This window comes from Streptomyces sp. NPDC111507, assembly GCF_055638955.1.
Map to the genome: position 1 here is coordinate 1,191,237 of NZ_JBVKBU010000001.1, position 13,193 is coordinate 1,204,429.

The window sequence follows — 13,193 nt, forward strand, 5'->3', positions numbered from 1 at the left end:
TACGGCACAGGAGCGGGGCAAGTCGCCTACGGCAGGGGCGGGTTGGCCGGCGAGTACTCCGGCGGCGACCAGCGGATCGGGCTGGCGGCAGGTGTCTGAACGACCTCGGTGACGGTGAAGCCGACCGTGCGCTCCCCGTCGGCCGCGTACTGGGCGCGCGCCGTGCCCGTCAGCTGCAGCACCGTCCCCGCCGCCCAGTCCAGGAAGAGCAGCCCCGCCCGCGGGTCCGTCTCCAGGTTGCCGAGGGTCAGGAACATGGAGTTGCCGGGGTAGTCGCGCCAGTACAGCTCGTGCGGTGAGCTGACGTGGACGAATCCGGGATTGCCGCCCCGGTGACTGGCGTCGGCGCCGTGCGCGTGGACGGTGGCCAGGAAGAAGGTGTCGGCGGACTCGACGAACCGCCGCTGCCCGGGGGAGAGTCCGGCGGACCTGCGGGGCGTGCCGGGCGGACGCTCAACCTTCTCGTACGACTCCCTCTTCTGCAGGTACTTCGGGCAGTTGGAGAAGACCTGGTCGGCCTCGACGGCGAAGCCACGGGGGGTCGGGCGGGCCCGGCCGTTGAGGCGCATGCGGCGGCGGGTGCGCGGGTCGAGCGCGATCATGCCGACGGCGGTGCCCAGGGTGGCGAGCGCCCGCGCCAGTGGGTCGCTCTCGCGCGGACCGCCGCCCGTGACCGAGATCTGCCGGACACCCGTCGCCCGTACGAACCCGGGCTCGCCGGTGAGCAGCGAGGCCCACACCGCGCCGCCCACCGGGTCGGCCGCGCCCAGCACCAGCATCGGCTGGAGTTCGAGGAAGGCGGCGGCCACGGGGCGGATACCCTGCCCGACGGACCGCCCCACATGGTCGGCGGCCTCCCGCACACCCACCCGCTCCTGTACGGCCCGTGAGCCGGAGTGGTACGTCATGACACGCCCCGCTCTCCACAGACCCTAGAAGAAACCGCAGGTAGGGGCGGTGTCAGAGGGCACCGGGGCCCCCTCCGCCCCGCTCGGCGCGTAGATCTCGAGGCGGGTGCCGTCGGGGTCGTGGAAGAAGATGCCGCCGGACGCCGAGCCCTCCCGGTGGGCGACCACGCCCTCGTACGCGAAGTCGACGCCGTAGTCCCGCAGGGCCGTCTCGTACTCCCTGACCTGGTCGACCGAGTCCACTTCGAGGGCGAGGTGATGCAGGCCGGCGCGGGCGTTGTCGTACGAACCCTGGGCCTGCTGCCAGAGGGTGAGCACCGGGCGGCCGTCTCCGGCGAGGGAGCCGAGGAACGCGTACCGCCGTTCCTCCTCCTTGCCCTCGGCGATCACTCCGAAGCCGAGGACGTCGCGGTAGAAGGCGAGCGAGCGGTCGAGGTCGGTGACATTCAGGCCGATGTGGCCGGTGCGCAAGGTCATGACGGTCCCGTCTGTCGTTGGCCGCCCCCACAGAGGAGCTAACCCTTGTCATCGACATTAGGGGTTAGATTGGGGAGCGTCAACCAGTGACTTACTCTTGAGCGGTTAGCGCCGAAGGGAGCTCCTCATGCCCACCACCGCCGATCCCCGCCCGCTCACCGGGGAGCCGGTCTCGCTCGACCTGCTCAACACCCGCTGGAACCGCGAGGGAGTGACGCAGGACCTGCTCACGGACACCGGGGGCCTGGCGGTGTGGCTGGCGGCGAACGGGCTGGACTTCCCGGCCGACGACGCCGTGCTGCTGCATGTACGGGAAGCCCGTGACGCCCTGCGCTCGGCCGTCGACGGCACCCTGGAGGAAGCTGCCGCCCGGATCGACGCCGTCCTCGCGCACGGCCGCGTCCGCCTGACGCTGACCGGCCGGGGGCCCGGCGAGGAAGCGGAGTTCGGCGACCCGTCCTGGGGGCCCGCCTGGCTCGCCGCCCGCGACTACCTCGGGCTGCTCGACACCGCCCCCGACCGCATCCGCCGCTGCGCCCACGACACCTGCATCCTGCATTTCTTCGACACCTCACGGAACGGCACCCGCCGCTGGTGCTCGATGGCGGCCTGCGGTAACCGCGCGAAGGCGTCCCGCCACTACGCGCGCACGCGGGAGGCCTGAGCGGGCGACGGGCGGGCGGGGATTGGTCGGACCACGCTTGTCGATGTCCGGTCATATTGCGCTTTGACCGTCGTGACGCATGGCGGAAGTACGCCATGGCTCCATCCCGCCCCGGTCAACTCTCCCCAAACAACTGCCCCTTAGGTAAAGCTGAGCGGTCATCCGGGTCCACATACCGGACTGATGTGATCGCGTCCCGTGGAACGTCGGGACCGGTCACTCCACGCCCGTTCCTTTACCTACAAGGGATGCTGATGACCGATCCTCAGCGCGCACCGATATCGGGCGCGAGACGCGTGGCCCGCATCGCCGTGGCCGCGGGCCTGGTGGCCGCGCTCTCCGCGGCCGGGCCGATACCCATGGCCTTCTCCGCGGACCACGCACCCGCCACGCCCGATCCGGGCACCAAGTCCGCGAGCGCCAAGCTCGGTTCGGACGACGCGGACCTCCTCGCCGAGGCCAAGGCCGACGGCGCGAAGAACGTCACGATGATGATCGCCACCGCTCCCGGGCAGACCGAGCAGGTCGCCCAGGAGATGGACGCGGTCAAGGGCGGCTCCGTCGGCCAGACGTACGACAAGGTCGGCTACGTCCGGGCCACCGTCCCGACCGCCAAGGCCGACGCGGCCATCGCCGCCGCCACCAAGCTGGCCTCGGTGCACGGCATCGACCTGCGCCAGGACATCGCGCTCGACGACCCGACGCCGAGCGCCGACACGGTCAAGGGCGCCTCTTCGAAGGCCACGAAGACCTACGCGGCGCCCGACAAGAACACCCCCGCCGAGAACCCGTACAACCCGTCCTTCGAGACGGGCGCCGTCGACTTCGTGAAGAAGAACCCGAAGGCGGACGGCCGGGGCGTCACCATCGGCATCCTCGACTCCGGTGTGGACCTGAGCCACCCGGCGCTGCAGAAGACCACCACCGGCGAGCGCAAGATCGTCGACTGGGTCACCTCGACCGACCCGATCCTCGACAACGACCTGAGCTGGCGGCCCATGGTCAGCGCGGTCTCCGGGCCCGCCTTCACCTACGGCGGCCAGAGCTGGACGGCCCCGGCGGGCTCGTACGAGATCAGCACGTTCCGGGAGTCCGCGACCGCGGGCGGCGACGCCGCGGGTGACGTGAACCGTGACGGCGACACCACCGACGCGTGGGGCGTCCTGTACGACCCGGCGGCCGGCACCGTCACCGTCGACGTGAACAACAACCACGACTTCAGCGACGACACCGCGATGAAGCCGTACAAGGACGGCTACCAGATCGGTCACTTCGGGACCGACAACCCGGCCACCGACGTCGTCGAGAGCCAGCCGTTCGTCGTGCAGATCCGCAAGGACGTGCCGATGGACCCCTACGGGGGCGACTGGGTCGGCAAGAAGGCCGACTTCGTCAACATCGGTCTGATCGCGAGCGAGCACGGCACGCACGTCGCCGGCATCACCTCCGCGAACGGCCTGTTCGGCGGCAAGATGAACGGCGCCGCCCCCGGCGCGAAGATCGTCTCGTCGCGCGCCTGCGTGTTCGGCCCGAGCTGCACCAACGTCGCGCTCACCGAGGGCATGATCGACCTCGTCGTCAACCACGGCGTCGACATCGTGAACATGTCCATCGGCGGCCTGCCCGCACTGAACGACGGCAACAACGCGCGCTCCGAGCTCTACACGCGTCTCATCGACACCTACGGTGTCCAGCTGGTGATCTCCGCGGGCAACTCCGGCCCCGGCGCCAACACCATCGGCGACCCCGGCCTGGCCGACAAGGTCATCTCGGTCGGCGCGTCCATCTCCAAGGACACCTGGGCCGCCAACTACGGCTCCGTCGTGGAGAAGAAGTACGCGATGATGCCGTTCTCCTCGCGCGGTCCGCGTGAGGACGGCGGCTTCACGCCGACGCTGACCGCGCCCGGCGCCGCGATCAACACCACGCAGACCTGGCTGCCGGGCTCCCCGGTCGCCCAGGCCGGCTACTCCCTGCCGGCCGGCTACTCGATGCTCCAGGGCACCTCGATGGCTTCCCCGCAGGCCGCCGGCGCGTCCGCGCTGCTGCTGAGCGCCGCCAAGCAGAAGGGCATCGCCCTGACGCCCGCCAAGCTGCGCACGGCCCTCACCTCGACCGCCGACCACATCAAGGGTGTGCAGGCGTACGAGGAGGGCGCGGGCCTCATCGACATCGTGGACGCGTGGAAGTCGATCAAGGACGACGCGACCGCCCACGACTACACCGTCAAGGCCCCCGTCGACACCGCGATCGACTACGCCCTGAAGACCCCGGGCTTCGGCACCGGCCTCTACGACCGCGAGGGCGGCCTCAAGGTCGGCGTGAAGAAGTCGTACGACATCACCATCACGCGTACGTCCGGACCGGACAAGGCGATCCGCCACGAGCTGCACTTCGAGAACAACGCCGGTGACACCTTCCGGATCGTCGGCTCCGACGAGGTCAGGCTCGAACTGAACAAGCCGGTCACCGTCAAGGTCGCCGCGAAGGCCTCCTCGGCCGGCATCAAGAGCGCGATCCTCGAGGTCGACGACCCGCGGACCGAGGGCGTCGACAAGCAGATCCTGACGACGGTCGTGGTCTCCACGCCGCTCAAGTACAGCTACTCCGCGTCGAGTTCGGTGCAGCGCAACAGCACGCGGTCGTACTTCCTGACCGTGCCCGAGGGCGCGAAGGCGCTGGAGGTCGCGATCGGCGGGCTGAAGGACCTGAGCCAGACCCGGTTCATCTCCATCCACCCCTACGGTGTCCCGGTCGAGGACACCGGCACGCCGTACTGCTACAGCAACTACCCGAACACCAACGGCTGCAGGCCCGACGTGCGGTCGTACGCGGACCCGCAGCCCGGTGTCTGGGAGGTCGAGGTCGAGGCGCGCCGTACCTCGCCGCTGCTCGACAACCCGTACAAGCTGGAGGCCACCGTGCTCGGCGCGGCCTTCGACCCGGCCGTGGTGACGGTCCCCGAGGCCAAGGTCGGCACGCCGGTCACCGCCTCCTGGAAGGTGACGAACGGTTTCGCGGCGCTCGACGGCACCCTGAAGGGCGGCCCGCTCGGCTCCTCGAAGACGGCCCGGCCGACCATCGCGGGCGGCGCCACCCAGACCAGCACGGTCGAGGTGCCGGCCGGCGCCGCGTCGCTCGACGTCGCCATCGGCAACGTCTCGGACACGGCCGCCGACCTGGACCTGACGGTGTACGACTCCGCGGGCAAGCAGGTCGCGCAGTCCGCGGACGGCGACTCGGAGGAGGCGGTCTCCATCCCCAACCCCGCCGCCGGTACCTACACCATCGAGGTCGTGGGCTACTCGGTCCCGTCGGGCTCGACCGCGTACGACTACCGTGACGTGTTCTTCTCCTCCGCGCTCGGCTCGGTCAAGGTCGACGAGTCGGCGCCGGTGAAGCTCGCCACGGGCGGTACGGCGACGGTGTCCGGCGAGGTCACCGCGGCCGCGCCGGCCCCCGAGGGACGCGAGTTCTTCGGCCAGGTCCAGCTGGTGAACGCCCGCGGCACGGCCGCCGGCCTCGGCAGCGTGAAGATCGAGAAGGTCACCCCGTAGCAACCGGCTGACCTAGGAGGGGCGGGCGTCCGGAAACGGGCGCCCGCCCTTCTTCACGGGCACGTGCCTTCTTCACAAGCACGTGCCTTCTTCACGGGCACGTGCCTTCTTCACGGGCACGTGAGGGTGCGGGACGCGGGCAGCGCCTTCACGATCCACGCCCGTTCGTCGGCGATGGCCTTCTCCCCCGTGGTCCAGCCGGTCGGTGTCGCCGGATCGTCCTGGAGGGTGACGAGTACCCGCTCGCCCTCGCGCGGCCGGGGAGCCACGTCCTCGTCCAGGAGGAGGACGACCTCGGCCTTCCCCTTCTCGGGCTTGTAGTAGCGGTCCACGTGGAGGGTGATCCGGTTCTCCGTGGTGCCGGGGAGCGGCTCGACCTGGGCGACCGTGCCCTCCGCGACGAGCCGGGCGCAGGCCAGATAGCCGGGAGCGCCGAGCGAGGCACTGCCGCCCGCGGTCCCGCTGTCGGCCGCCTTGGCCCCGCTGGCGTCCGACGCGCCTGCCCCGTTGTGCGCGAGGATCCAGCCCATGCCGACGACCATCGCGGCCACGGTGGCCGCGACGAGGGTGCCCAGGACCAGGGCTAGGGGACGGCGCCCGCGGTTCCTGGGGGCGCCCTCGGGGCGGCGGGTGTGCTTTCTGGGGGCCCGTACCGGGACCGGCTTCGCTTCCTCCGCACGGTCCGTCAGCGCGTCCCCGATGGCCGCCAACTGCTCCCGTAGCAGCGCCACATCGGCTACCGCCTTCCGGTGCTCGGCCATGAACTCCGGGTCGTCGCCGGCCCCTTCGGGCAGCGCCTCGTCAGTGATCGCGGCCAACAGCGCGTCCACTCCCTCATACTCGGCCACGTCACACCACCTCGTCCTCGTGCAGGCGGGCACGCAGGGCGCGGACCGCCGAGTGCAGCCTGCTCTTGACCGTGCCCTCCGGGATGCCGAGCTCCTCGGCGATCCCGCGCACGGACAGATCGGCGTAGAAGCGCAGGACGAGGACCTGGCGCTGGGCGTCGGGCAGCTCGTCCAGGCCCTGCGCCACGGCGAGCGAGAGCACGCTGGAGTCCTCGTCACGGGCGTCCGCGGGCTGCCGCAGCGAGGCCAGCCGCTCGCCGAGCCGCTCCTGGCGCCGCTTGGCCCGGTGCCAGTCCATCGCCAGGTTCGAGGCGACGACCGCCGCCCAAGCGGACACGTCACGCGGCGCCTCGTCCCCCTTCGCCGCGCGTTCCAGCAACCGCAGGCGGACCTGCTGCACCCCGTCCGGCAGGTCCGCCTGCGGTACGCCACCGAGCGCGAGCACCGCCCGCACCCGGCGTTCCTGGGCCGCGTCCAGGGGATCGTCCGCTCCCTGGACCCGGCGTGCCTTTCTGCGCAGCACTCCGCCCCTCCCCTCCCGCGTTTCCTCTACGACGCCGGTGCAGGCCGAAACGTTCGGCCACACGTGAAGGAGTCGTACGTCACACCGGGCCGGGGCCGGTGAGGACGCCCACGCCGTACGGCTTGCGGTTCCCGGCGGCCGACGGACGGTTTTCTTTCGGATGCCGCGGCAATGCCGAAGAGCGGACGTGTCCCATTCCTCGGGCGGCACGAGCAAAGGATTGGACACGCGGGGACGGGTCAGACGCATGATGGAAGCGCTGGACCACGTAAAACGCACGCTAAGGGAGTCGCCGTGAGGGTCGGAATCGTCGGAGCCACCGGTCAGGTCGGCACGGTCATGCGCAGGATCCTCGTCGAGCGGGCGTTCCCGGTCGAGGAGCTGCGGCTGTTCGCCTCGGCGCGTTCGGCCGGGACGGTGCTCGACGGTGTGACGGTGGAGGACGCGGCGACGGCGGACTACTCCGGCCTGGACATCGTGCTGTTCTCCGCGGGCGGCGCGACCTCCAGGGCGCTGGCCGAGAAGGTCGCCGCGCAGGGCGCGGTCGTGATCGACAACTCCTCTGCGTGGCGCAAGGACCCGCAGGTGCCCCTGGTGGTCTCCGAGGTGAACCCGCACGCGATCGCCGACCGCCCCAAGGGCATCATCGCCAACCCGAACTGCACGACGATGGCCGCGATGCCGGTCCTGAAGCCGCTGCACGAGGAGGCGGGGCTCGAGGCGCTGGTCGTCGCGACGTACCAGGCGGTGTCCGGTTCCGGCCTCGCGGGCGTGGCCGAGCTGCACGGCCAGGTACTGAAGGTCGCCGCGGACGCCGACAAGCTGACCCATGACGGCGGCGCGGTCGACTTCCCCGAGCCGGGGGTCTACAAGCGCCCCATCGCCTTCAACGTGCTCCCGCTCGCGGGGTCGATCGTCGACGACGGCCTGCACGAGACGGACGAGGAGCAGAAGCTCCGCCACGAGTCCCGCAAGATCCTGGAGATCCCCGCCCTCAAGGTCTCCGGCACCTGTGTCCGCGTCCCGGTGTTCAGCGGCCACTCCCTCCAGGTGAACGCCCGCTTCGCGCGTCCGCTGAGCGTGGAGCGCGCGACCGAGCTGCTGGCCGGCGCCCCGGGCGTCACCCTCTCCGAGATCCCGAACCCGCTCGAGGCCGCCGGCAAGGACGCGTCCTACGTGGGCCGCATCCGCGCCGACGAGACGGCCGAGCACGGTCTCGCCCTCTTCGTCTCCAACGACAACCTCCGCAAGGGCGCCGCACTGAACGCGGTCCAGATCGCGGAGCTGGTGGCGGCGGAGCTCAAGGGCTGACGCCCGCACCACGTGCCCCGGGGGCGGTCACCGCACGGTGACCGCCCCTTCTCACGCCCGCCGCACCTCGTAGAGGAAGCACCCGTACTCCACCGCCCGTACGTGGACGAGTGCCACCTCCGGGTCGGCGAAGGCCTCCGCGAAGGCCTCGTCGAAGGCCTCGTGGCTCTCGACCAGACGGCCGCCCAGGATGTGGCCCTCGGCGGAGTAGCGGCGGACCGTGCGGTGAGCGCCCGGGAAGGGGTGGCCGTGCAGGTCGGGGCCCGGGCAGTCGTCGGCGTGGATGAAGACCGGGCCCTGTTCGTCGTACGCGCCCGGGTCGACGCCCGCCCCGGCGGCCCAGCGGCGCAGGGGCGCGTAGGAGACGAGGGCGATCTGCTCCCCCGGTTCGCTGCGGCGCAGGCAGCAGCGCAGCGGCGCGCCGCCCTCCTCGTCCGCGAAGGGAACCATCGGACGGTCCGCGTCGTCAGCTGTGCGGAGATCCTTCAGGACCGCCGGGTCGATGGGACGTGCCGTGTACTTCGTCGCGTATGTCGTCATGTCCGTCGTCGCGTCCGTAGTCGTGTGCGTCGTCATGTCTCCAGGCTCGCGCCCGCGCCTGCCTGGCACCGGCGGGAAGCGGACATCGCATCCGTGCAGGTCCCATGGAAGGATGGCGCAACCGTCACATAACGAGGAGATGACCGCGTGCCTGGCACAAACCTGACCCGGGAAGAGGCGCAGCAGCGGGCGAAGCTGCTCACCGTTGACTCGTACGAGATCGATCTCGACCTCTCGGGCGCGCAGGAGGGCGGCACCTACCGGTCCGTTACCACGGTGCGCTTCGACGTCGAGGAGAACGGTTCGGAGACCTTCATCGACCTGGTGGCTCCCGCCGTTCACGAGGTGACCCTGAACGGGGACCCTCTCGACCCCGCCGAGGTCTTCGAGGACTCGCGGATCGCGCTTCCGGGGCTCCTGGAGGGCCGCAACGTCCTGCGTGTCGTGGCCGACTGCGCGTACACCAACACCGGTGAGGGCCTGCACCGCTTCGTCGACCCCGTCGACCAGCAGGCCTACCTCTACACCCAGTTCGAGGTCCCGGACGCGCGCCGGGTGTTCGCGAGCTTCGAGCAGCCCGACCTGAAGGCCACCTTCCAGTTCACCGTGAAGGCGCCCACCGGCTGGACCGTGATCTCCAACTCCCCGACGCCCGAGCCCAAGGACGACACCTGGGTCTTCGAGCCGACGCCGCGGATCTCCACGTACATCACCGCGCTGATCGTCGGGCCGTACCACTCCGTGCACAGCGTGTACGAGAAGGACGGACAGAGCGTGCCGCTCGGCATCTACTGTCGGCCCTCGCTCGCCGAGTTCCTCGACTCGGACGCGATCTTCGAGGTCACCCGGCAGGGCTTCGAGTGGTTCCAGGAGAAGTTCGACTACGCGTACCCGTTCAAGAAGTACGACCAGCTCTTCGTGCCGGAGTTCAACGCCGGCGCGATGGAGAACGCGGGCGCGGTGACGATCCGCGACCAGTACGTGTTCCGGTCCAAGGTGACCGACGCCTCGTACGAGGTGCGGGCCGCCACGATCCTGCACGAGCTGGCCCACATGTGGTTCGGCGACCTGGTCACCATGGAGTGGTGGAACGACCTGTGGCTGAACGAGTCGTTCGCCACCTACGCCGAGGCGGCCTGCCAGGCCTACGCCCCCCAGTCGCGCTGGCCGCACTCCTGGACGACCTTCGCCAACTCCATGAAGACGTGGGCGTACCGGCAGGACCAGCTGCCCTCCACCCACCCGATCATGGCCGAGATCAACGACCTGGACGACGTCCTCGTCAACTTCGACGGCATCACGTACGCGAAGGGGGCGAGCGTCTTGAAGCAGCTCGTCGCCTACGTCGGCATGGACGAGTTCTTCAAGGGCGTGCAGGCGTACTTCAAGCGGCACGCCTACGGCAACACACGCCTCAGCGATCTGCTGGGCGCCCTGGAGGAGACCTCCGGGCGCGACCTGAAGACCTGGTCGGAGAAGTGGCTCCAGACCGCCGGCATCAACATCCTGCGGCCGGAGGTCGAGACGGACGCGAACGGGGTCATCACCTCCTTCGCGATCCGTCAGGAGGCTCCGGCGCTCCCGGAGGGTGCCAAGGGTGAGCCGACCCTCCGCCCGCACCGCATCGCGATCGGCCTCTACGACCTCGACGACGACAGCGGCAGGCTGGTGCGCGACGAGCGTGTCGAGCTGGACGTCGACGGCGAGCTGACGGCCGTACCGGAGCTGGTCGGCAAGCGCCGCCCGGCGGTCTTCCTGCTCAACGACGACGACCTGTCGTACGCCAAGGTCCGCCTCGACGAGGACTCGCTCGCCTTCGTCACCGAGCACCTCGGCGACTTCGAGTCGTCCCTGCCCCGTGCCCTGTGCTGGGCCTCGGCCTGGGACATGACCCGCGACGGTGAGCTCGCCACCCGCGACTACCTGTCCCTGGTCCTGTCGGGCATCGGCAAGGAGTCCGACATCGGTGTCGTGCAGTCGCTGCAGCGCCAGGTGAAGATGGCGATCGAGCTGTACGCCGACCCGACGGTCCGCGAGGCGCTGCTGACCCGCTGGACGGACGCGACGCTCGCGCACCTGCGCGCCGCCGAGCCCGGCAGCGACCACCAGCTCGCCTGGGCGCGTGCCTTCGCGGCGACCGCCCGTACGCCGGAGCAGCTGGACCTCCTGGAGGGCCTGCTGGAGGACCGGGAGACCATCGAAGGCCTCGCCGTCGACACCGAGCTGCGCTGGGCGTTCGTCCAGCGGCTCGCGGCGGTCGGGCGCTACGACGAGGCGGAGATCGGCGCCGAGGCGGAGCGCGACAAGACGGCGGCCGGTGAGCGGCACGCGGAGACGGCCCGGGCCTCGCGTCCCACCGAGGAGGCGAAGGCGGAGGCCTGGGCCGCGGTCGTCGAGTCCGACAAGCTCCCGAACGCCGTGCAGGAAGCGGTGATCGGCGGCTTCGCGCAGACCGACCAGCGCGAACTGCTCGCCCCGTACACGGACAAGTACTTCTCCGTGGTGAAGGACATCTGGGACGCCCGTTCGCACGAGATCGCCCAGCAGATCGTGGTCGGTCTCTACCCGTCCGTCCAGGTCTCCGAGGAGACCCTCGCCAAGACGGACGCGTGGCTGGCCGCGGCCGAGCCCACCCCGGCCCTGCGGCGCCTGATCTCGGAGTCCCGCTCCGGGGTCGAGCGCGCGCTGAAGGCCCAGGCGGCGGACGCGGCGGCGGCGTCCGCGTAGTCGGTCGTACGTGAGTGGGGGCTCCCGGCGTCGTGCCGGGAGCCCCCTTTCGCGTGAGCGGGCGTGCCGGCGCGGGTGGGCGCCCGGAGTCACACCAGGGCGCGGGTGAGTGCGAGCATCGTGCGGATCTGGAGCTCGGTCTGGTCGGCCACGGGGACCCAGCGGGCGTCGAAGGTGCTCGCCAGCTCACGTGCCCAGGCCTCCACGAGGGTGTCCAGCGCGGGGGCGCCGCCCAGGGCCTGCCGCATCATGGCCGCCGCGCGCAGCGGGATGCGCCGGGCGGCGACGCCGAGCGAGACGGCGTTGCCCACGCTGGTGGCGAGTTCGGCGGAGTTCCAGGTGTCCACGACTCCGGGGCCGATGTCCATGAGCTCGCGGGCGGCGGTGAAGTGGGCGATCTCCTCGGGGGTATCGGGTGCTCTGGGCCCCAGTTCCCCGACCACCGCCTCCAGTTGTTTGGCCCGGCCGAGCAGGATCTCGCTCGCCTCCGCGACCTCGCGCCGGGGCTCGGCGACGGGCCGTGGATCGCTGACGCCCGCCACGCTCCAGAAGGGCGCCTCGACGACCGCCGACACGGTTCCGTGTCGCATCGCGTACAGCCAGGTCGCCTGCGAGGTGAAGCCGGACGGGTCCCGTTCCTCGGTGGGGCCGCTGTCCGGCAGGACGAGCACGCCCGGGCTCTCGGCCAGCCATCCCATGCCGTCGAACGGCCGGTGTTCCAGGGGAATGCCGAGGTCCGCCGCGATCCGACGGTAGGCGGCCGCCGCCCCCGGCACCGCGCGAGTCAACTGCAGAAAGGATCCGCCCACTTCGACGCCGTGGAGCGAGAACTGCACGACCGGGCGCAGTTCGTCGATGAGCCGCACCAGCGCCTCGGACTCCGGCATCACCGGACGCGGGTCACTCGCGACGGGCGGAAACTCGGGCTGCGCGGCGAAGGCGGGCCGGTAGAAGCGCCGGTAGTAGCCGCGGAGGGTCGGCGAGACCTCGGCCGCCGGTCCCTCACCGGGCCGTCCCTCAATAGGCCGTCCCTCACCGGGCGGCCCCTCGCCGGGCAGCCCCTCGCCGGGCAGCCCCTCGCCGGGCAGCCCCTCGCCGGGCAGCCTCTCATCAGGCCGTGCGTCGGCGGACCGTCCCTCGGCGGGCCGCGCGGTCAGCCATCGTCCGGCGAGGCTCGCGCCGTCCGGGTCGAGGCAGAGCAGGAAGTTCCAGGTGCAGCCGGACTCCTGGAGCAGCGCGGGCTCCCGCGCGAACCTCTCGGCCAGGGAGAGCGAGGTGACCCCGCCCACCGGTTCGTTGGCGTGCGCGCCGGCGACCGTGAGGATGTGCCGGGGGCCGTGTCCGGCCGACAGCAGCCACAGCGGCCGGCCGGCACGCGAGGTCCCGACGGCACGCAACCGCAGTGCACCGGGCCGTGCCGCCACCGTCGCGCGAGCGCGTCGCAGCAGCTCACCGAGGGTGGGATACGGGGTTCCCCGCATGCCGGGCTCCGGTCAGGTGCCGTTCGCGTTGCTGTCCCCGGTGGTCTCCTTCTTGTCCAGCGGACGGATCACGATCTTGGCGGCCATGTGGCCCCCTCTCTGTGTGGGCTCTGCGGTGGCCTGGGACCTGTCCGGCGAAACGGATCAGCCGCCGTTG

General features: G+C 71.0%; 10 protein-coding genes. 4 read left to right on the forward strand and 6 right to left on the reverse strand.

All coding sequences use genetic code 11. The features are described 5' to 3' along the window. Positions 1-26 precede the first annotated feature (26 nt). The gene (locus ACZ7M2_RS05290) at positions 27-908 is read right to left on the reverse strand and encodes a pyridoxamine 5'-phosphate oxidase family protein (RefSeq protein ID WP_471594190.1); all 882 of its coding nucleotides are present in this window, start codon (positions 906-908) and stop codon (positions 27-29) included. Between the two features lie 24 nt (positions 909-932). Continuing rightward, entirely contained in the window at positions 933-1,385 is a 453-nt protein-coding gene (locus ACZ7M2_RS05295; RefSeq protein ID WP_352051019.1) for a VOC family protein, read from the reverse strand. A gap of 127 nt (positions 1,386-1,512) precedes the next feature. Between ACZ7M2_RS05295 and ACZ7M2_RS05300 the strand changes: the two genes are divergently transcribed. Next, complete coding sequence (locus ACZ7M2_RS05300) at positions 1,513-2,049, forward strand: CGNR zinc finger domain-containing protein (protein WP_470045865.1); 537 nt, start codon at positions 1,513-1,515, stop codon at positions 2,047-2,049. A 254-nt stretch (positions 2,050-2,303) separates the two neighbouring features. Then, entirely contained in the window at positions 2,304-5,606 is a 3,303-nt protein-coding gene (locus tag ACZ7M2_RS05305; protein WP_471594191.1) for a S8 family serine peptidase, read from the forward strand. Positions 5,607-5,716: 110 nt separating this feature from the next. Here ACZ7M2_RS05305 and ACZ7M2_RS05310 read toward each other — a convergent pair whose 3' ends face one another. Beyond that, on the reverse strand, positions 5,717-6,454 hold the full coding sequence (locus ACZ7M2_RS05310) for a hypothetical protein (RefSeq protein WP_471594192.1): 738 nt from the start codon (positions 6,452-6,454) through the stop codon (positions 5,717-5,719). A gap of 1 nt (position 6,455) precedes the next feature. Beyond that, positions 6,456-6,977, reverse strand: a complete 522-nt coding sequence (locus ACZ7M2_RS05315; protein ID WP_382117810.1) for a sigma-70 family RNA polymerase sigma factor — start codon at positions 6,975-6,977, stop codon at positions 6,456-6,458. A gap of 294 nt (positions 6,978-7,271) precedes the next feature. On the opposite strand from ACZ7M2_RS05315, the gene ACZ7M2_RS05320 reads away from it, so the two are divergent. Beyond that, on the forward strand, positions 7,272-8,288 hold the full coding sequence (locus ACZ7M2_RS05320) for an aspartate-semialdehyde dehydrogenase (RefSeq protein WP_352051014.1): 1,017 nt from the start codon (positions 7,272-7,274) through the stop codon (positions 8,286-8,288). A gap of 51 nt (positions 8,289-8,339) precedes the next feature. Here the strand turns inward: ACZ7M2_RS05320 and ACZ7M2_RS05325 are convergent, their stop codons facing one another. Continuing rightward, on the reverse strand, positions 8,340-8,864 hold the full coding sequence (locus tag ACZ7M2_RS05325) for a DUF1203 domain-containing protein (RefSeq protein WP_471594193.1): 525 nt from the start codon (positions 8,862-8,864) through the stop codon (positions 8,340-8,342). A gap of 111 nt (positions 8,865-8,975) precedes the next feature. Between ACZ7M2_RS05325 and pepN the strand changes: the two genes are divergently transcribed. Then, positions 8,976-11,555: an aminopeptidase N gene (gene pepN / locus ACZ7M2_RS05330; protein ID WP_471594194.1), complete on the forward strand. Its 2,580-nt coding sequence runs from the start codon at positions 8,976-8,978 to the stop codon at positions 11,553-11,555. Positions 11,556-11,644: 89 nt separating this feature from the next. Here the strand turns inward: pepN and ACZ7M2_RS05335 are convergent, their stop codons facing one another. Beyond that, on the reverse strand, positions 11,645-13,036 hold the full coding sequence (locus ACZ7M2_RS05335; RefSeq protein WP_471594195.1) for a M14 family zinc carboxypeptidase: 1,392 nt from the start codon (positions 13,034-13,036) through the stop codon (positions 11,645-11,647). Positions 13,037-13,193: the final 157 nt, after the last annotated feature.

What these genes read in the sequence shown, in the direction of transcription:
- ACZ7M2_RS05290 (WP_471594190.1), bottom strand. Translation starts at nt 908, where the DNA reads ATGACGTACCACTCCGGCTCACGGGCCGTACAGGAGCGGGTGGGTGTG.
- ACZ7M2_RS05295 (WP_352051019.1), bottom strand. Translation starts at nt 1,385, where the DNA reads ATGACCTTGCGCACCGGCCACATCGGCCTGAATGTCACCGACCTCGAC.
- ACZ7M2_RS05300 (WP_470045865.1), top strand. Translation starts at nt 1,513, where the DNA reads ATGCCCACCACCGCCGATCCCCGCCCGCTCACCGGGGAGCCGGTCTCG.
- ACZ7M2_RS05305 (WP_471594191.1), top strand. Translation starts at nt 2,304, where the DNA reads ATGACCGATCCTCAGCGCGCACCGATATCGGGCGCGAGACGCGTGGCC.
- ACZ7M2_RS05325 (WP_471594193.1), bottom strand. Translation starts at nt 8,864, where the DNA reads ATGACGACGCACACGACTACGGACGCGACGACGGACATGACGACATAC.
- ACZ7M2_RS05335 (WP_471594195.1), bottom strand. Translation starts at nt 13,036, where the DNA reads ATGCGGGGAACCCCGTATCCCACCCTCGGTGAGCTGCTGCGACGCGCT.